The sequence below is a fragment of the Endozoicomonas sp. Z74 genome, assembly GCF_057680865.1.
Map to the genome: position 1 here is coordinate 1 of NZ_JBLYZI010000059.1, position 21,515 is coordinate 21,515.

The window sequence follows — 21,515 nt, forward strand, 5'->3', positions numbered from 1 at the left end:
CATTGTTGCCGGTTTGATCTGCTCCCCGCCCCTGCCAGACCACCACATAACCACCGTCTGCAAGACCGGCTGTATCAGGCCAGTTCTGGGTACTGCTGGTATAACTGTTTACCCTGAACTGCCCCTGGCCTTCATCATCCCCATTAAATCGTTGAGCAAAGACCCCATAATTATCTCCATCCAGCGAAGAGTCTTGCCAGCTGACCAGATAACCGCCATCTTCCAGGGCAGTAACATCCGTTTCATACTGATGGCTGCCAGCTCCTTCAAACAGCGTGAACTCACCACTGAGGGCATTGCCTTCATCATCAAATCGGCGACCATAGACCCGATAGTTGGCATTATTCTGATAAGAGGTCCAGGTAACCAAAACGTCACCATTGGTTAAGGTCGTGACTGAAGGCTGGTATTGGTGATGGTAAGTGGACTGGTTAATCTGGAACTCATTTCCTGCAGGCTGCCCATCGGCATCAAACCGCTGGGCTTTCACTGAATAGTTACTGCCATCCCCACCCGTAGAAGCACTGCCATTTCTCGTTGTCCAGACAGAAAGAAATCCGCCGTCGTCCAAAGCGGTAATAACCGGATGAACCTGCCCCCCGGAGGTGAAGGTATGCAACGCAAAGGCATCCGACTCCACTCTTTCCAGGCTCATGCTGGCCGGAGCCCGATTACTGGGCGTAACATCAACACTCAAGGTCTGGGTAAGTGTATGCCCGGCACTGTCGGTCACCTGAATCGATAGGTCATGGCTGGTGTCTTCGCTGTAATCAATCAAATCTGGATCAGCAACGCTGATTACACCGGTATCCGCATCAATCATAAAGCGGCCACCAGCGTCATCAACCAGAGCAAACTGATGCTGGTCATCAAAATCAGGGTCATCCACATTGACCTGACCTACCGCGGTTCCAGAAGCAACCCCTTCTTTTACTGAACCATCAAGGGCCAGCACCTTCCCATAAATACCCCAACCACTGCCATCCTGGCCATTGGACTGCCACACAGCCGCAATCTGACCATCTTCCAACTGCTCCAGACGGGCATTCTGCTGGTTATTGCCCATGTAATCATTGAGCTTGAAGCTATCCCCAACCTTCACCCCATCAACATCATAGCGCTGGGCATAGGCTTCATAATCAGCCCCGTCCATGTGCTGGGCATTCCAGCTGACAATAAACCCACCGTCGTTCAGACTGAGAACATCACTGTTGTATTCGTGTTGAGACGACTCCGGGTTGATTTTAAATTCGATGCCCTGAGGCCTGCCCTCAGCATCGTATCGGCGACCGTAAACATCATAGGCTCCGTTCTGGTTGGAGCTCCAGGTAATAAGATAGCCACCGTCTGCCAACGCTGTAATTCTTGGGTTGTACTGGGTTCCTGAAACAGTGTTGTTAACGGCGATTTCCTGAACGGTTTCGCCATTGGCAGCATATTGCCTGAGGTAAATACCATCATTTCCGGTCTGGCCTTCACCGGGCCCATCCCAGACGATGACATAGCCACCATCACTGAGCCCCGCGACGTCTTTGTGATCCTGGTGGCCCGTGGTGTAACTGTTTACTTTAAATTGCCCCTGCCCTTCGTCATCTGCATTAAATCGCTGGGCATAAACACCATTACCGTTGCCGTCCTGGCTTGAATCATGCCAACTCACTACATAACCACCATCCGCCAGAGCGGAGACTTCAGGGTGATACTGATGACCTCCGGCACTTTCGAACAATGTAAATTCACCGGTAAGTGCATTACCGTCTTCATCATACCGACGGCCATAAACCCGGTAGGCTGAGCCGGACTGATAGGAACTCCAGGTCACCAGCACTTCACCATTGGTCAGAGTGGTGGCTGAAGGCAGGTACTGATGGTGATAAGTGGTCTGATTAATCAGGATTTCATTACCCTGAGGCTGGCCATCCGCATCAAATAAGCGGGCCTTGACCGAATAATTACTGTTATCCCCACCCGCTGATGTACTGGCATTCTGGTTAACCCAGACCGCCATAAAGCCGCCATTGTCCAGAGCCGTCAGCTGAGGGTCGTCCTGATTACCGGAAGTGTATTGATTGACTGCAAACTCACCGCTATCAACCATCCCTAAACGGATAGTGGCTGGGGCATGATTACCCGGAGCAACATCTATGGTGAGGGTCTGGGTTAAAGTAAGACCAGCTCCATCAGTTACCTTAACCGACAGTTCATGACTGGTATTTTCTTCGTAATCAATTAATGCTGGATTGGCAACACTGATAACCCCCGTATCCTCATCAATGGCAAAACGGCCACCAGCGTTGTCTTCCAGAACAAATTGATGTTGATCCCCCAGGTCAGGATCAGTCACTTCAACCCGTCCTACTGAGGTTCCAGCTTTTGCTCGCTCGCTAACAGGACCGTCAAGGGCGATCACCTTGCCGAATGCGCCGTAACCACTTCCATCTTGACCACCACCTGACTGCCAGACAGCCACTAAACGACCATCAGACAAAATATCAAACGTCAGAGATCCCTGGCCTGCCCCTTGATAATCATTAACTCTAAAGACCTCGCCAATGGGTGAGCCGTCCTGATCATAACGCTGTACGTATGCCTCGTTATTAGAGCCTTCAGTGTTACTCGCATACCATGTGCTTAGAAAAGCCCCATCATCCAGAGCAATGATGTCGGAATTATATCCATGAGTTGAATCATAATTGCTGATTTGGAACTCATCACCTACTGACTGCCCCTGCCCATCAAAAACCCGGGCATACACATTATAAAAACCATCTTGATAGGACGACCAGCTGACCACGTAGTTGCCATCAGCCAAAGTTGTGACCTGTGCACGATACTGGGTACTTGCCACTGTGTTGCTGACAGTTGTTTCCAGCAGCGTTTCACCATTCGCACTGTAGTGGCGCAGGTACACACCGTCATCGCCGGTCTGATCGGCCCCGCGACCATCCCAGACGATGACGTATCCACCATCAGGAAGCCCGGTAGCATCAGGAAGATCCTGGTGGCTCGCCGTATAGGTATTAACCCGAAACTGGCCAAGACCATTATTATCTGCATCAAACCGCTGGGCATAGACACCATTGTTACTACCATCCAACGTTGAATCATGCCAGGTTGCAAGATATCCCCCGCCTTCCAGGGCAGTAACTTCTGGCTGGTATTGCTGGTCGCCGGAGCTTTGGAAAAGTGTAAACTCCCCTGTCAGGGCATTGCCGTCCTCGTCATATCGACGACCATAGGTTCGGTATTTTCCGGAATGAGCAGAAGTCCATGTAACCAGTACATCACCATTGGTAAGCGTTGTCACAGAAGGGTGTTGTTGAGTGCTACTTGTACTCTGATTTACCCGGAATTCATTGCCAACCGCCTGACCATCAGCATCAAAACGCTGTGCTTTAACTGAGTAACTGCTGCCATCTCCTCCTGTAGAGGCAGTAGCATTACGGTTAGTCCACACAGTCAGAAAACCACCATCATCCAGTGCGGTGACCACCGGTTCTAACTGGTCTCCAGTGGTCTTTTCATTCAAGGCAAACTCATCACTTTCATCCCTCACCAGTTTCAGGCTTTCCGGTGCACGACTGGAAGGTGCAACCTCAATAGTCAGAGTTTTAGTAATGGTGTGGCCAACCTTATCCGTCACCGTAACGGAAACGTCATGGCTGGTATTGTCTTGATAGTCAATCTGATCGGCATCTGAGATGGTAATAAAGCCCGTTTCTGAATCGATAACAAACCGCCCACCAGCGTCGTCTTCTAATTCAAAAACATGATCCTCCCCAAAGTCTGGATCATCCACAACGACCCGCCCAACAGTAACGCCATTAGCAGCACTGTCCTTAACAAGCCCGTTCACGGCAATGACTTTGGCATAAACGCCATCACCACTGCCATCCTGAACACCGGACTGCCAGACAGCAACTACACGACCGTCAGAAAGCACATCCAGGTTGGAGTTATTCTGGGTATCTCCTTTCCGGTCATGCAGCCGGAAAACATCACTTGAAGCATCACCACCAGCATCAAAACGCTGTGCATAGACATCGTAATCTTCATACCAGCTGATCAGGAATCCACCGTCATCCAGTGCGGTAACATCATTGTTGGTATTAGAGTTAGCATTCTCAAAGAGCAGGAATTCATCACCTTCGGCTTCGCCATCAGCGTTATAGGTTCTACCGTAAAGGTTATAACTGCCACTGTGGTCACTCTGCCATGTAACTACATAGCCACCCTCAGCCAGAGCGACTATTTGAGCATTACTCTGCGTACCAGTAAGAGTGGTATTAACGGCAGCTTCATGAAGTGTCTCGCCATTAGCATTATAGTGTCGGAGGTAAATACCATCATCACCAGCCTGATCAGGACCCCGTCCATTCCAGACAACAACATAGCCGCCATCGGCAAGTCCAGATGTGACAGGGTTATGCTGGCTGTTTGTGGTATATGAATTGACCTTAAACTGCCCAAACCCCTGATTATCCGCATCAAAACGTTGAGCGTAAATTCCCGCACTGGAACCATCCAGGCTCGAATCTTCCCAACTGACCAGATACCCTCCATCAGCCAGTGCAGAGATAGACGAATCATAATGCTGGGTTCCTGCAGATTCGAAAAGAGTCAGCTCTCCCGTCACTGCATTACCATCTTCATCAAACCGGCGGCCATATAGTCGGTAATTGGAGCCCGAATGATAGCTGGACCAGGTAACCAATGTGTCGCCATTAGCCAGTGTGGTCACAGAAGGATGCAGTTGATGGTGGTAGGTTGTCTGATTTATGAGGAACTCATTAGAAGAGGCTTGACCATCTGCATCAAACAACCGCGCTTTAATGGAATAATTGCTCCCATCACCGCCTGTGGAAGCATTGGAATTCTGGTTTGTCCAGACCGCCAGGAAACCACCGTTATCCAGAGCCGTTACCTGAGGATCGTACTGGGTGCTCGCAGTATTCTGGTGAAGGGCAAACTCATCTGTTGTTGCAACGCCCAGGGTTAAGTCCGAAGGTGCAATGTTTTCACCAGGTACAACTGATAGTTTCGCATCGGCCCAGATGGCATGATCCGAGTTATTAGTACCTAGCGAGTCAACCTGTAACGTCAGCTCACTGGCACCATTGACATTCACATTGACAGGAATCTTGTCTGAGCTGGAAGTGATTGTGCCGCTTTGATAAGCCACCTGACCATCAAGCAGAACACTGAATCTGACGGAGCCGCTGGACAACATACCCAGTGTTGCCGAAAAACTGGTGGCTCCTTCCGGCAAATCATAGGTTGCAGTACTGACAGCATTATCAGCGGGGTGTTGATAGATCCCTTTTTCGTAATAGGTACCATCAATGTTTATGCTCTTTCCCTGGGTATAAACATCATGCTTGAATTCATCGCTGTAAATATTGGTGGTTTCAGAAACGGATAAATCAGATAAATAAACGGTTTCTGGCTGCTCATTTGCACCATGAACCGTCACAGTCCCTGTTTGTACCTCACTGGAGGCATTGGCAGCACCGGAATCATCTACTGCTACATAGGTAAATGTTACCTGCCTTGTTTCACCACTATCCAGATCCTGGAAAGTACGGTTTGGTGTAAAGGTAAAGGTGCCGTTATTGTTATTAACTATGGTACCTTCAGCGGGCTGGCTTAATATTTCAAAAGAGTGACTGTCTCCTGCATCCTCATCAGTGACATTGAAGAAGCCCATGACGGAGTTACTGTCTTCATTGACATGAATACTAACAACCTCTGCGACTGGCTGGTTATTAGTTCCTGTCACTGTGATCGTTACTGTTTGTGGGTCACTGGTGGCATTGGCGGTACCTGAATCGTCTACCGCTTCATACGTAAATGTAACATCCTCACTTTCTCTGCTGTCCAGATCGGAAAACTCATTCCCAGGATCAAAGCTGAAAGTGCCATCATTATTGTTAACAAGTGTACCCTTCGCTGGCTGGCTGAGAATATTGAAGGTATGACTATCACCACTATCGCCATCCGTAACCAGGAAGTTACCAGTTAATACATCAACTTTGGTTGTCATTTCTTCAACAACTTCCGCCACCGGCTGATCATTGGTGCCGGTCACGGTGATGGTGACGGTTTTTGCCTCACTGCTGGCATTGGCGGCTCCTGAATCATCAGTGGCTACATAGGTAAACGTCACCTCTCGGGTTTCACCTTCCGATAGATCCTGGAAATCACTGCCCGGATCAAAGCTGAAGGTACCGTCATCATTATTGGTCAGTGTCCCTTCTGCCGGCTGGCTCTCAATGGTAAAGCTGTGACTGTCATTGCTATCAGCATCCGCGACCACAAAGCTGCCGGTCACCGCTGCGCCCCCATCGACAGCATCTACACTGACCACATCCGCCAACGGCTGGTCGTTAGTACCTGTCACGGTGATGGTGACGGTCTTCGCCTCACTGGTGGCGTTGGCGGTTCCTGAGTCGTCCACCGCCTCATAGTCAAAGGTCACCTCACGGGTCTCACCCTCTGCCAAATCTTGAAAATCACTGCCTGGATCAAAGCTGAAGGTGCCGTCATCATTATTGGTGACGGTTCCCTCCGTGGGCTGGCTGACAACATTGAAGGTGTGAGTGTCTGAGCTGTCTCCATCGGTTACGGCAAAAGTACCCGTGACCGCGCTTCCCCCTTCTTCAGCATCCACGCTAACCACATCGGCCACTGGCTGGTCATTGGTGCCAGTCACGGTAATGGTGACGGTTTTTGGCTCACTGGTGGCATTATCCGCCCCGGAATCATCAACAGCTACATAGCTGAAAGTCACTTCACGGGTTTCTCCGTCCGCCAGATCCTGAAAATCAGTTCCTGTACTGAAACTGAAACTGCCATCATCATTGTTGATGACAACGCCTTCTGCTGGTGGACTGACAATATTGAAGGTATGGGAGTTACTGGAGTCATCATCCGTTACAGCAAAGTTTTCCGTAATGATATTGCCATCTTCAATTGCACTGGATGACAGAACTTCCACAACAGGCTGACTGTTAGTTCCTGCGACGATGATCGTGACTGTATTTGACTCACTGGTAGCGTTATCTAATCCAGAGTCGTCCTCTGCCACATAGGTAAACGTTACCTCTCGTGTTTCCCCTCCGGCCAAATCCTCAAAATCACTGCCTGGATCAAAGCTGAAGGTACCATCACCGTTGTTGGTTAATATGCCTCCATCTGGCTGACTGAGAATCGTGAAGGTATGGCTGTCTTCACTGTCGGGGTCTAATACTTCAAAGCTGGCTGTAACAGCATTGCTGCCATCCGTGGCATTAATACTGAATACTTCCACTTCAGGTTTATCATTCGTTCCCGTAACTGTAATAGTGACAGTCTGGGGGTCACTGGCAGCATTATCAGTACCTGAGTCATCTACGGCCTCATAAGTAAACGTTACCTCTCGTGTTTCGCCGGCCGACAGGTTCTGGAAGTCATTGCCAGGATTAAAACTGAAAGAGCCGTCATTATTGTTGGTCACACTCCCTTCAACAGGCTGGGTAAGAATATTGAAACTGTGAGAATCAGTGAGGTCCAGGTCTGCTACCTGAAACTGCCCCGTCACCGCATCCCCATCTTCTGTGCCGCTGACACTGACCACTTCTGCTACAGGCTGGTTATTACTCCCTGTCACAGTGATGGTGACGGTCTGTGCATCGCTGGTTCCATTGGCCGCACCAGAGCTATCTTCCACCGTATAGGAGAAAGTCACCTCCCGGGTTTCACCTTCAGCCAGATCTTCAAAATCGGAACCGGGGTCAAAACTGAAAGTGCCGTTGTCATTATTGATGACCGCACCTTCTGCTGGCTGGGTCAAAATCGTAAAGGTGTGTGTATCAGAGCTATCATCATCCGTTACAGAAAAATCAGCCGTCACGGCATTACCGCCGTCTTGAGCGGTAATATTGACTACCTCGGCTTCAGGCTGGTCATTAGTTCCGGTTACCGTAATGGTGACCGTCTGGGCCTCACTGGTGTCGTTATCAGCACCGGAGTCATCTGTCACTGCATAGGTAAACGTCACTTCTCTGGTTTCACCTTCAGCAAGATCCTGAAAATCATTTCCAGGATTGAAACTGAAGGTACCATCATCATTATTGACAACACTGCCTTCTGCCGGCTGATCCAGAACGGTGAAGCTATGGGTGTCAGCATTGTCCAGGTCTGTCACTGCAAACTCGCCAGTAATGACAGCTCCATCTTCAACGGAGCTGACACTCACTACTTCAGCAACAGGCTGGTCATTGGTACCCGTTACAGTCACCGTAACGCTCTTCGGCTCACTGGTAGCATTTTCAGCTCCAGAGTCGTCCACTGCCTCATACGTGAACGTCACCTCACGGGTTTCACCTTCAGCAAGCTCCTGAAAATCAGTACCGGGGTCAAAGCTGAAGGAACCATCTCCATTATTGACCACAACCCCCTCACCGGGTTGACTGAGGATGTTAAAGCTATGAGTGTTGGAAGTGTCCACATCAGTAACAACAAACTCACCCGTGGCCAACGCACCATTTTCCTGAGCACTGATGCTCACCACTTCAGCAACAGGCTGGCTGTTGGAACCGGATACCAGAATTGTGACCGTTTGTGGCTCACTGGTGGCATTGGCAGCCCCTGAGTCATCAACCGCATGATAAGTAAATGTAACTTCACGACTTTCCCCATCAGCCAGATCGACAAAATCTGTGCCTGGATCAAAACTGAAGGTACCATCATTGTTGTTAACGACGGTTCCCTGAGAGGGCTGGCTCAAAACAGCGAAGGTGTGTGCGTCGCTGTCGTCTGTATCAATGGCTCCAAAGTTACCAGTCACCGCGTTGCCACCGTCAGTGGCGGATATGCTAATCACTTCTGCCACCGGCTGGTTGTTTATACCGGTCACCGTAATGGTTACCGTCTGAGCCTCACTGGTGGCATTATTCGCTCCAGAGTCATCGATCGCTGAATAGGTAAATGTGACCTCACGGGTCTCACCTTCTCCAAGATCCTGAAATTCAATGCCTGGATCAAAACTGAAGGTTCCGTCTTCATTATTGATCACAGTCCCTTCATCAGGCTGGCTTAAAATTTCGAAATAGTGGCTGTCGGTAGAATCAAGATCAGAAGCGGCGAATTCTCCCGTAATTGCCGAACCACCTTCAACTGCAGCACCTGTAACAAGCTCCGCTATTGGTCGGTCATTGGTTCCAGTGACTGTAATCGTAACGACCTCAGGTTCACTGGTGTCATTGGCAGCGCCAGAGTCATCAACCGCTTCATAGGTAAAAGTGACTTCACGGGTCTCACCCACCCCCAGGTCCTGAAAACCACTGCCAGGATTGAAACTGAAAGAGCCATCACCATTATTAATCACCAGCCCTTCAGATGGCTGGCTGATAATATTAAAAGAGTGTGTGTCAGAATTGTCTGTATCGGTTGCCAGGAAGCGACCTTCTAGAAAAATAGTATCCTCTATTGCCTGAATACTGGCCGACTCAACAATGGGTTTATCATTCGTTCCTGTAATAGTAATAGCGGCGGTTTGGCTTATTGTTCCTCCTGAACCGTCTTCCACATCAAACACATAAACCAGGGACTCCGACTCACCTTCTGAAAGAGACTGGTAAGAAGTCGGATCCACATACAATTCATGACCCGCAACCGTAACTCCACGGTCATCACCACTGGTAAGCGATAAATTGCTGACAGAAAGGCTTTGAGCGTCATCAACATCACTCACCCCTGAAAGCAGGTTGACGTTGAAAGCACTGTCATCTTCAGAAGCCTCCTCATTAAGCGATGCTGTCACCTGAGGACCATCGTTACTTCCGGTGATGGTAATAATCGCCCTCTGGGCAACTTCCCCACCATTGTTGTCCTCAACGATGTAGCTATATTCGATAAGGTTGGTTTCACCCTGGGCCAGGTACTGGTATGGCTCCAACTCTAACGTTAGGGCGTTGTCAACAATAACAACCCCGCTGTCATCACCAGAAACCAGGCTGATACTTCCCCCCTTCAAGCTTAGGGTGTCTGAATCATCAACATCCACAGCATTTTTCAGCAGGTCGACTTGAACCTGGTCGCTGTCTTCAGACGAAACAACGGCAATCGCAGAAGAAACGGTAGGTGCATCATTACTGCCAGACACCGTAATCGATGCCGTCTGCTCAACTGAGCCCCCCTCTCCATCTTCAAGGGTGTATCGGTAAACAATGGTTTCCTGTTCACCAGCAGCCAGATTGTTATAAAGATGAGGTTGAACCAGCAGCTGGTTGCTTCCAACCTGAACGCCACGGGCATCACCACTGACCAGAGTGATACTGTCTGCTGATACAGAAAGACTGTCATTTCCATCGGTATCACTGGCATGTTCAAGCAAGTCTACTGAAAAGGCATCAGCATCTTCCTCACTGACAACCTCGATGCTTTGGCTGACCTCTGGCTCATCGTTGGTACCAGTGACCGTGATCGTAACGGTCTTTTCCTCACTGGAAGCATTGGCAGAGCCCGAGTTGTCAACGGCAACATAGGTGAAACTCACCTCACGACTTTCACCCTCCGCCAGCTCCTGGAAGGCACTGCCTGGATCAAAGCTGAAGGTCCCATCGTTATTGTTGGTAACGGTTCCATCACCCGGCTGGGTTAAAATTGTAAAACTGTGAGTGTCAGAGTCGTCCTCATCGGTCACAGAGAAGCTTCCGGTCACCAACGAGTCTTCAGCCGTTGCTACATTGACGTTTTCCACCACTGGCTGGTCATTGCTTCCGTCAACGGTGATCATCACAGACTGGGGGACGGTCCCCCCCTTACCGTCGGATACAGTGTAATCGTAACGAATGTTCTCCTGCTCACCCTCAGCCAGATAACGGTAAGCGGCCGGATTCACGCTCAGGGTATTCCCATTGACAGTAATACCTGCACCATTACCTCCACTCAGAGAAATACTGTCCGGAAGAACTGAAAGGGTATCACTGGCATCAATATCAAAAGCGTGCTCCAGCAAATCAACGGTAAAGATATTATCCTGATCACCAGCGGTGGCCATCACCTGGGCACTGACCTCAGGGGCATCATTAGTACCCAGAAGAGTAATGGCCGCTGTCTGACTGATGCTCCCCCCCGACCCGTCTTCTACATCAAACACATAAACCAGGGACTCAGACTCTCCCTCAGCCAGAGACTGGTAAAAGGAGGGATCCACCTGAAGTTGATTACCTGAAACGGTGACACCCTGGTCATCACCACTGACCAGAGATAAATTGCTGACAGACAGGTTCTGGGCATCATCCACATCGGTGACCCCCGATAGCATGTCGACACTGAAAGTACTGTCATCTTCTGAGGCTTCTGCATTCACTGATGCCGTCACCTGGGGGCCATCATTACTGCCGGTAATGGTAATGACCGCCTTTTGCACAACTGTGCCGCCATTCCCATCTTCAATGGTGTAACTGTATTCAAGAAGATTGCTTTCTCCTGGAAGGAGGTACTGATAGGGAGATAACTCTATCGTCAGAAGGTTGTCCGAAATTCCAACGCCACTGTCATCACCTGATAACAAGTTCAAGCTTCCTGCCTGAAGAGAAAGAACATCTGATTCATCAACGTCTGTAGCATGACTCAACAGATCTATCTGTATCTGGTCGCTGTCTTCTGAGGAAACGATGGCAATTGCGGATGAGACTGTCGGAAGGTCGTTCGTCCCGGCAACAGTTATTGAAGCACTCTGCTCTACAGAGCCTCCCTGTCCATCATCAATGGTATAACTGTAAACGATGACTTCCTGTTCACCCTCAGCCAGGTGATTATAAGAACCGGGCTGAACCAGCAGCTCACTCGTCCCAATTTGAATACCCCGGGCATCACCACTCACCAGTGTTATGTCATCAAGGGGTACAGAAAGCAGGGCGCTGCTATCAGCATCCGTTGCATGATCAAGCAGGCTCACCGTATAGGGGGCTGCCTCTTCATCACTGGCAGCAGAAATGCTCTGGCTGACTTCTGGCTGGTCATTGGTACCGGTCACGGTGATGGTAACGGTCTGCTCTTCACTGGTGTCATTAGCAGCGCCGGAGTCATCCACAGCCACATAAGTGAAACTCACCTCACGGCTCTCACCTTCTGACAGGTCCTGAAAAGCACTCCCCGGCTCAAAACTGAAGGTCCCATCGTTATTGTTGGTAACAGTGCCTTCACCGGGCTGAGTCAAAATGGCAAAACTGAGCGTATCAGAGTGGTCCTCATCGGCTCCAGAAAACCGACCATATACAACAGAACCGTCTTCAATTGCATCAATGCTGACAAGCTCAGCCACCGGCTGGTCATTGGTACCTGTCACGGTGATGGTGACAGCTTGTTCATTACTGGTGGCAGAGCTGGTACCCGAGTTATCTACAGCAACATAGGTGAATGTCACTTCTCTGGTTTCACCCTCAGAAAGATCCTGGAAGCGATCTCCCGGATCAAAACTGAAGGTTCCATCCTGATGGTTGGTCACCGTGCCTTCTGACGGTGGAGTGACTATGGAAAAAGAGTGGCTGTCTGAGCTGTCCAGGTCAGTGGCAGAAAAGCGGCCAGATACAACCCCACCGCCTTCGCTGGCAGCAGCGGACACCCACTCAGCAACAGGGCGATCATTGGTTCCTGTTATATTAACGGTGACAGAGGAGCTTGAGGTTGCTCCACTGTCATCCGACATTGAATAGCGGATGTTGACGGTTTCAGTTGCCCCTTCAGAAAGACCCTCAAAATCAGTGCCAGGATTAAAAACAAGCCGATTATTAACAATGCTGACCGACCCATAGCCACTGACAGGATCGCCATTTCCATCCACCACATCCGCAGCACCGAGCCTGAAATTTCCGGAATCATCATCTAGGTCGACATCTGTGTCATTCGCCAGCACATCCAGAAGGAGAGTTACATTTTCATAGGTAGAACCGGTATCTTCATTGGCATCCGGGGCTTCATTCAGGTTATTGACAGCAATCGATACCTGGGCACTTTCACTGACACCACCAGCACCTGTGACTTGAACGGTCAGGTCAAAGCTGTTCGTCAGTTCATGATCCAGCTCCCCAACCACTGAAATATCACCGCTCTGTGGATCAATGGAGAACTTGCCCTCGTCATTACCGCCCGTTATGGCATAGGTAAGGGCGCGTTGCGCTCCCTGAGTTTGGGCATTAACACTCCCAACAATCACAGAGCCATCTGAAAGCACATTCTCATCCACAGAAAAACTCTGGCTCTCTATTTCAAAAGTCTGGGCTTCTTCGGTGGGTAAGGGCGCCTGTGCCTCGCTTGTGGATTGGCCCTGCTGAGCTTCATCATTCTCTTGATCAGCCTCCTCTACTGACCCGGGCCCTTCTGAAGTGCTATCTTCCCGCTCAATGATGAATTGCTCATTCAGTCCGCTATCTGTTGGCGACTCACTTCCTTCCGCATTCTCATTCTCATCCGACTCAGCCGCTGAACTGGGTACACTCTCACGTTCTCCCTCTTCCGGGCTAACCTCCCTGTCTTCCTCTTCCCCGGCGGCCGTTTCTTCAAACAAACTTAAAATTTCCGGCCCCATAACCAGCTGCTGCTGTACCGCAAGATTGACCAACTGGCCGTTAATCAGCTCAATAACAACCACCGCAGCTGAGCCATTTTCAACGGTCTCATTCAGGTAGATAGGATCACCCACCTGAACCACCCGAATATTTCCATTAGAATCAGTAACTTGAATAGGACCACTGGCGTCAGAAACATAACCAATGATATTTCCATTGCTACTCGAAAGCATTGTGTTTTCCATCCCTGGCTGGTTCGGCTTTTTAAAGGCAGATTTTTAATTGATTGCATTAATTCTAGTTAGCGTTTTCCCCCCGGATGCATATTTCATCTGATTTCTTGTGGGTCTGAGAAAGTCCTGGCATCGTGCCGAACTCCAGCCGCTCAGAAAGCACTCGTAATGGTGAATATTTCCATGCAATCTCATAAAAGCAGTCATTTCAGCTGATAAAAAACGTCTGTGATAAATAAAAAACAGGTTTCCAGCAGTATGAAGTCAAGAAGCTGACAGCCCTTTATTCAGGCTGACTAAGGGATCTGCAGCCTTTATCCTCGCAGGAGAAAGCCCATGACAGGGCAGGAATAAAATCAATAGCCGGTTGAAAATGATGTAAAATACTCATTGCCTTGGTAGTAAAACGGTATATAATCGCTTGAGCTTGAAAGTAAGTTTGATATTTATGCCTGCATTTCGTTGTTCCAATCGTAGTACTTCGTCCTGTTATTCATATTAATAGCAACACTTCCAGCTCTGCGAGCCTTGCTACACAAGGCCTCAATCACAATTGTTTAATCAGGATATGACTATGTCTAAAACAACCGGTACCGTTAAGTGGTTCAATGAAGAAAAAGGCTTTGGCTTCATCGCTCAGGAAAACGGCGGTCCTGACGTATTTGCTCACTTCAGACAGATCGTTGGCGATGGCTTCAAGACCCTGGCTGAAGGCCAGAAGGTTGAGTTCACTGTAACTCAAGGCCAGAAAGGCCCACAGGCTGAAGACATCGTAGCTCTGTAATTTTTACAGAATGCTGCACACTGCCTGACGCGGCAAGTAGCCAGTTCAGGCAGCAAAAAGGCAAGGTATAAACCTTGCCTTTTTTTATGTCTTTATTACCGCCACAGACCAACAATAGACTTAAAATACAGAAAAGCACCATGACCCAATCTCACCATAACCTCATATAGAGCCTGGAAATCCCCCCTTTCAGAAGTACCACTGTACTAGAAGCCCCTCAACAGCAACCCACTCTCCTCTCCCCCTATTGTTACCCAATGAAAAGGCTCGCTCACCATCAAAATGGATATCTCGTCTTGCGTGTCATCCCCCAAAAAAAACCACTCTATGCAATGACGCTCCAGAGAACACACCTGCATGGACTTTGCCGGCTTATCCATCAAAAAATACCTTATTCTACTGCTCAATAGAGCATCAGCTAGTCACCCAGCCAATCCTCAGAAAAAATTTCGCCTGCATCAGACTTCACCAATACAACAGTCACTAGTGTGATCAATGTCACTAAATAAGAAAAAAGACAGCATCCCAAAATATAAAACCTCAACATAAATGCCAAATAATTTAACAAATATGTATTTCGATGATTAAACAACCTCCTACCAAACCACAACAACTGCTGCTGAATCAATCGAAACTGTTCGGTAAAAATTTAATTTAACCTTTGTATATAAATAGAAAACCCCAGGAAACAAAGAAACCAGTTACGAGACCAGAAATCACTAAAATCAAACCCAATATAATAAACAATGATCAAATAACAATCAGAAAAAAAACACACATCTCTCACTGGGACGCACTAGTTATAAATACCAATATACACAACACAATCACCCGCATAATAATGCTCACCCCTAGGTAATAAAGGCGCCCAGGCAATAGCAACCCACTCATAAACGGACATGGTTACTTATCAACCAGATTTACTGACGTTAGTAATAAACATTTAACTCAATTGAATACTTATCCATTCATTAAGAAAAACCATTCCTTTTTTATTTAGAGGATGATACGGAAATTCTAATATGCAAATGGAATCGTTATTAAAGCCTATCAGCAGCACAAACCCTTCGGGTGAAGACCTCCGCTACGAAGAAGACTACGATGCAATAGACCGGGAAATACATAAGCAGAACAGCCTTTACAGCTCAGGGCAGGTCGATTGGAAGTGGGTGCAACTGCAATCCCATTCTCTCCTGGAAAAACGAACCAAGGATTTAAAGCTGGCTTGCTGGTTGTGCTACGCCAATTATCAAACCACTCATAAAGAAGGCTTACTGACCGGGTTAAACCTGTTGATCAAACTGGTTGATCAATACTGGGATAGCCTGTTCCCGTTGAAGCCCCGATCCAGGGCGGCAGCACTCAAGTGGTTATTCCCGAAAATTGATAACGCCATTGAACCGATCATTGCCAGCACGGCGGACCCGGGAGAGCTTGAGGAACTGGCGTCGCTGATCAGTGAGCTGGATCAGCATCTCAGCGAGAAACTCGGGGAAGACGCTCCCCTGATACTCCCCATTGCCCGGAAACTCAAACAGGAAATCAAGCGATCCACCCAGGCCGCGCTCCAGAAAGCGCCTCCCAAAAAAGAAGAAAAAACCAGTGTTATCAGCCAGGTTATCAGCAGTGCTGATCAACTTCTGACCGGCAATATCTCCGTCAATAATGAGTCGGATGCCCGCAAGGCCATGCGCAAACTCCAGGACATCAGTCGTCAGTTAACCCGCTACTGGATGTCCCAGAATTGCTCCGACCCACGAAGCTACCAGTTAAGCCGAGTCATTACCTGGCTGGATGCCCTGAATATCCCCCCGTTCGATGAAAAGTATCATACCCGCCTGAAACCCGTTCCTGTCACCAAGACCCATGAATACAAAGAGCTGTTCCACAAGAAAAACTATCTGGAGCTGCTTCCGGAGGTGGAGAGCAGCCTGTCCAAATCACCTTTCTGGCTGGATGGTCACTACCTGACCTGGCATTGCCTGGAAGCTCTGGGTAACCAGCGGGCAGCGGAAGTGGTGGTGACTGAGCTGAGAGGTTTTCTTGAACGGCTGCCGGAGCTGCCGGAACTGTTCTTTGATGACGGAACGCCCTTTGCGAACGAAGCAACACAGCAATGGATAACCTCTGTGGTGCTCAAGCCAGACAACGAAGTAGACAACCTCGACCCACCAGAAGAGAGCGATGACCAGCCCCCCCCCTGGGACCAGGCTCTGGATGAAGCCTTTGCCCTGCTGAAAACCTCATCCGCCTCAGCCGCCGTCAAACCGCTGCAACAGGGTGCCCATTCTGCCACCAGTGACCGTGAGCGCTACTTCTGGAAATTGAACCTGGCCCGTTTCTGCCTTCGAACCCAGAAAGTGGAATGGGCCGTCGCCCTTCTGACCGAACTGGACCAGTCACTCACCGCCAGGAAGATCAGTGACTGGGAGCCACAACTGCAGATTGATGCTCTCTGCCTGCTCAGAAAGGCATGGGAAAAAATGCCTGCGGGTAAGCAGGAGTCATCTGTCGTTGACCAAATTCAGGCACGTCTGTGCTGTCTGGATATCCGTTCCGTCCTGGACCAGGCCGGCACTATCAAAACCTAGGAGATATAAACATGGCAAATGAGGGCTCAATTGCACCAAAGGAGCGCATCAACGTCACCTTCACCCCGGCCAGCAGTGGCGCCCAGGAAGATGTTGAACTGCCAATGAAAACCATGGTGCTCGGGGACTTCACCCAGCGGGATGAGCACCAGAACCTGGAAGACCGCAAGCCCATCAATGTTGACAAAAGTAACTTCAACGATGTGCTCGCCAAGCAAGAACTGAAGCTCAACCTGGCCGTGCCCAACCACCTGGGGGAAGAAGGCAGTGACACTCCCGACGAACTGCCGGTCGCCCTGGAGTTTGAATCCATCAAAGATTTCGACCCTGCCAGCATTGTCGAGCAGGTGCCAGAACTGAATCAGCTGATGCAACTGCGTGATGCCCTGGTTGCCCTGAAAGGCCCCCTGGGGAACACCCCGGCCTTCCGCAATGCCATTGAAGAAGTGCTGTCTGACGACAATGCCCGGGCCAAAGTGCTGGCTGAGCTGGGCCTTGGTACCGAAAAGGCGGCTAAAGAAAAAGCCAAAAGCTGATCCCAGGAATTCTAGTGAGGAGTGAAGAATGACCGCCACCGTTGCAGAGCAACCCCAGGTTCAGGCAGACGCCAACATCCTGGACCAGATCGTTGCCCAGACCAGCCTGACCACCGAAGATGAAGCTTACGGAATTGCCCGCCGCGGCGTCAGTGCTTTTATTGAAGAGCTGCTGAAGCCTGAGAACGAACACGAACCGGTCAAAAAAGCCCTGGTTGACCGGATGATTACGGTGATCGACGAAAAGCTGAGCCGCCAGGTCGATGCCATTTTGCATGACCAGAAATTCCAGGCCCTGGAATCCGCCTGGCGGGGACTGAAACTGTTTGTTGACCGGACCGATTTCCGGGAAAACAACAAAATTGAAATCCTTAATGTCTCCAGGGACGACCTCCTCGAAGATTTCGAAGACGCTCCGGAAATCACCCAGTCTGGCCTTTACAAGCACGTTTATACGGCAGAGTACGGCCAGTTTGGTGGCGAGCCGGTGGGCGCTATCGTTGCCAACTACAGCCTTGGCCCAAGCGCCGGAGACGTCCGCCTGATGCAACATGCCGCGGCGGTAGCAGCCATGGCCCACGCTCCCTTTATCGCCTCTGCCGGCCCACGCTTCTTTGGCCTTGAAAACTTTGAAGGCCTGCCGGACCTGAAAGACCTGAGCGATCACTTCGAAGGCCCACAGTTCGCCAAATGGCAGGGATTCCGGGAAACCGAAGATTCCCGCTACCTGGGCCTGACCCTGCCGCGCTTCCTGCTGCGCCAGCCCTATGATCCGGAAGACAACCCGGTGAAAACCTTTGCTTACCGTGAAGACGTTACCGGCAGCCATGAAGACTACCTCTGGGGTAATACCGCCTTTGCCTTCGCCACCCGTCTCACCGAAAGCTTTGCCAAATACCGCTGGTGCCCCAACATTGTCGGCCCGCAAAGCGGCGGAGCCGTAGCCGACCTGCCACTCCATCACTTTGAGAGCATGGGGGAAATCGAAACCAAGATTCCCACCGAGGTACTGGTCTCCGACCGTCGTGAATACGAACTGGCTGAAGAGGGCTTTATTGCCCTGACCATGCGCAAGGGCTCTGACAACGCCGCGTTCTTCTCCGCCAACTCCGTGCAGAAGCCGAAGTTATTTGGCAACACCGAAGAAGGCAAGGCAGCGGAAATGAACTTCCGCCTGGGTGCCCAGCTCCCTTACCTGTTCATCATCAACCGTCTGGCGCACTACATCAAAGTGCTTCAGCGTGAACAGATCGGTAGCTGGAAAGAGCGCACAGACCTGGAGACCGAGCTGAACAAGTGGATTCGCCAGTACATTGCCGACCAGGAAAACCCGCCGGCTGACGTACGTAGCCGTCGTCCGCTTCGGGCTGCCAGCATCAAGGTATCGGATGTGGAAGGTCAACCAGGCTGGTACCGCATTGGCCTTGAAGTCCGTCCACACTTCAAATACATGGGGGCCGACTTCACGCTGTCCCTGGTTGGCAAGCTGGACAAGGACTGATCCATGAGTACCGCCAGTCTGTTTGAGCGGCTGGCAGGGGAATCCACCGGCAGGTCCGCCCTGCCGGTGGAGGATGCCCTGACCAACTCCATTGCCAGCCATATATCGAAAATGCTGTGTACCCGACAGGGCGCCTCCATGAGCCTGCCTGACTACGGCCTGCCGGATCTCAACAACCTGCACCTGAGCAAGCACGATGTGATCCACCAGGTTCGCCAGCACATTGAGACGGTCATTCTCCAATATGAGCCCCGTCTGAAATCCGTTCAGGTGGAGCCCCATGAGAACCAGCAGGACCCGTTCGCCATGCCGTTCACCATTGGCGGGGAAATTGAGGTCAATGGGGTCAGTCGGAAAATCAGCTTCAATGCCCATTTCGCCCGTGGTGGCCAGGTGCAGATTCTATAGCCCGTCAGGTATAGCCAGGTAGTCGAAGGATGTCGTTTAACAAGTATTACCAGAGTGAACTGATTGCCCTGCGGGAACTGGGAGTGGAGTTCTCCGAGCGCAACCCGGCTCTGGCACCGTTTCTTTCCCAGCAGGGACGGGACCCCGATGTGGAGCGCCTGCTGGAGGGCTTCGCTTTCCTGACCGGCCGCCTGCGCCAGAAACTGGACGACGAATTGCCGGAACTGTCCCACTCGCTGCTGCAGCTGCTGTGGCCTAACTACCTACGCCCGGTGCCCGCTTTCAGCATGGTCGCCTTTGAGCCCCTGACCCAGCTGGCCAGCCGCCAGACCCTGCCCCGGGGAACCCAGGTTGAGTCCCGGGCGATCCAAGGCACCCACTGCCAGTTCAAAACCTGCTACGACACCGAGCTCTATCCCCTGGCCCTGGAAGATGTCCATTTCACCTCAGGAGGAGAAGGTGGCGTTCTGTCCCTGCGTTTTCAGCTGACCAATAATGCCCCCCTGCACAGCCTTGGGCTGGAAAAAATCCGGCTCCACTGCGCCGGAGACAGGTCTGTGGCCATGGGGCTTTATCTGACCCTGCTGGAAAATCTGGACAGTGCGGAAGTACAGGTGCTGGACAATGAAGAAACGCTGCTGTCCACCACCCACCTGGCCACCGAACAGCTGACTCCCGGAGGGCTGGCGGATACCGAAGGTCTGATGGACTACCCCCTGAACACGTTTATGGGCTATCGCTACCTCCAGGAATATTACTGCTTCCCTGAGAAATTCCTGTTTGTGGATGTGGGTGGCCTGGGCTTTCTCAACCACGCTACGGAACAGAACCGCACTGCCCGGCAGCTGGTGCTGAGGTTCACGGTGAACAAGGCACCAGCCCAGCCCTTCCGGCCTTCAACCGACCACCTCCGCCTGTACTGCACCCCGGTGGTCAACCTGTTCAAGCAGGACGCAATGCCATTACGGGTGGATGACCGGCAGAGTGAGTACAAGGTGATTCCCGGACAGCCGGATCCCAGGTATTACGGAGTATTCAGTGTTGACCGGGTCTACGGCTGGCAGCCCGGTGGCAGTGGCCAGAGAAACTATCACCACTTTGAATCCTTTGAGCACGATGGGGATACCGGAACCACTCCCTTTTACAGTGTCCGCCAGCAACCGGGCACCAGTGACCACCGGATTGACACCTTTATCAGCATCGGCAACCGCAGCCAGAGCGGCCAGTTGAGCACGGCCGAAACCCTGAGCATTGAGCTCACCTGCTGCAACCAGAACCTGCCTGCGCACCTGGAGGTCGGGGACATCCACCGTCCCGGGGCAGACACCCCGGACTTCGCCCGTTTCAGCAATATTTCACCGGTGACCGCCACCTATCCGCCCCCCATCGGCCGGGATACGCTCTGGCGACTGGTATCCAATATGTCCCTGAACTACCTGTCCATGACCGACCTGAAGGCCCTGCGGGTGGTCCTGGAAACCTATGACTTTCCCTCGGCTTATGACGACAAAAGTGCACGTCGGACCCGGCGGCTGCTCGAGGGGCTCCAGGGAATTGAACACAGCAGGACAGACCGCCTCTGGAAAGGACTGCCGGTCCGGGGAATTCAGACCGAAATGACCATGAACCCGGGGAACTTCCTCTGCGAAGGGGATATGTATCTGTTTGCCACGGTCATCAATGAGTTTTTTGCCCTCTATTCCAGCATCAACTCATTTCATGAACTGGCCGTGAAAAGTACCGAGGGCGCCTTTTATCAGTGGGCACCCCGGATGGGCATGCAGCCCATTATCTGATGATCACGCCTGAATTCAGGCCCTGATGCCGCTGAGGACGGCGAAACAATTCGACGATTGCGCTGCAGGTTGTCCCTGATTATCAGGAAGCGCCGGAAGCCCCACAGAGGCTT

7 protein-coding genes are annotated in these 21,515 nt (G+C 50.9%); 6 read left to right on the forward strand and 1 reads right to left on the reverse strand.

Annotation, left to right across the window (positions count from 1 at the left end; genetic code table 11):
• On the reverse strand, positions 1-13,786 hold a 13,786-nt coding region (locus tag ACNRUY_RS16495; protein WP_488112745.1), incomplete at its 3' end, for a VCBS domain-containing protein.
• Between the two features lie 574 nt (positions 13,787-14,360).
• On the opposite strand from ACNRUY_RS16495, the gene cspE reads away from it, so the two are divergent.
• The 6 genes from cspE to tssF all read left to right on the forward strand — a co-directional run bounded on the left by cspE (position 14,361) and on the right by tssF (position 21,402).
• Positions 14,361-14,570, forward strand: a complete 210-nt coding sequence (gene cspE, locus ACNRUY_RS16500) for a transcription antiterminator/RNA stability regulator CspE (protein ID WP_488112746.1) — start codon at positions 14,361-14,363, stop codon at positions 14,568-14,570.
• A gap of 1,022 nt (positions 14,571-15,592) precedes the next feature.
• Positions 15,593-17,161: a type VI secretion system protein TssA gene (gene tssA / locus ACNRUY_RS16505; RefSeq protein WP_488112747.1), complete on the forward strand. Its 1,569-nt coding sequence runs from the start codon at positions 15,593-15,595 to the stop codon at positions 17,159-17,161.
• An 11-nt stretch (positions 17,162-17,172) separates the two neighbouring features.
• Positions 17,173-17,697, forward strand: coding sequence for a type VI secretion system contractile sheath small subunit (gene tssB / locus ACNRUY_RS16510; protein ID WP_488112748.1), 525 nt, complete (start codon positions 17,173-17,175; stop codon positions 17,695-17,697).
• A gap of 28 nt (positions 17,698-17,725) precedes the next feature.
• A complete protein-coding gene (gene tssC, locus ACNRUY_RS16515; protein ID WP_488112749.1) occupies positions 17,726-19,198 on the forward strand; it encodes a type VI secretion system contractile sheath large subunit in 1,473 nt (490 codons plus the stop codon).
• A gap of 3 nt (positions 19,199-19,201) precedes the next feature.
• On the forward strand, positions 19,202-19,606 hold the full coding sequence (gene tssE / locus ACNRUY_RS16520) for a type VI secretion system baseplate subunit TssE (protein ID WP_488112750.1): 405 nt from the start codon (positions 19,202-19,204) through the stop codon (positions 19,604-19,606).
• A gap of 29 nt (positions 19,607-19,635) precedes the next feature.
• Entirely contained in the window at positions 19,636-21,402 is a 1,767-nt protein-coding gene (gene tssF, locus ACNRUY_RS16525; protein ID WP_488112751.1) for a type VI secretion system baseplate subunit TssF, read from the forward strand.
• Positions 21,403-21,515: the final 113 nt, after the last annotated feature.

Bases quoted from the DNA above. Each gene is read 5' to 3' on its own strand.
- cspE (WP_488112746.1), top strand. From the start codon at position 14,361: ATGTCTAAAACAACCGGTACCGTTAAGTGGTTCAATGAAGAAAAAGGC.
- tssA (WP_488112747.1), top strand. From the start codon at position 15,593: ATGCAAATGGAATCGTTATTAAAGCCTATCAGCAGCACAAACCCTTCG.
- tssB (WP_488112748.1), top strand. From the start codon at position 17,173: ATGGCAAATGAGGGCTCAATTGCACCAAAGGAGCGCATCAACGTCACC.
- tssC (WP_488112749.1), top strand. From the start codon at position 17,726: ATGACCGCCACCGTTGCAGAGCAACCCCAGGTTCAGGCAGACGCCAAC.
- tssE (WP_488112750.1), top strand. From the start codon at position 19,202: ATGAGTACCGCCAGTCTGTTTGAGCGGCTGGCAGGGGAATCCACCGGC.
- tssF (WP_488112751.1), top strand. From the start codon at position 19,636: ATGTCGTTTAACAAGTATTACCAGAGTGAACTGATTGCCCTGCGGGAA.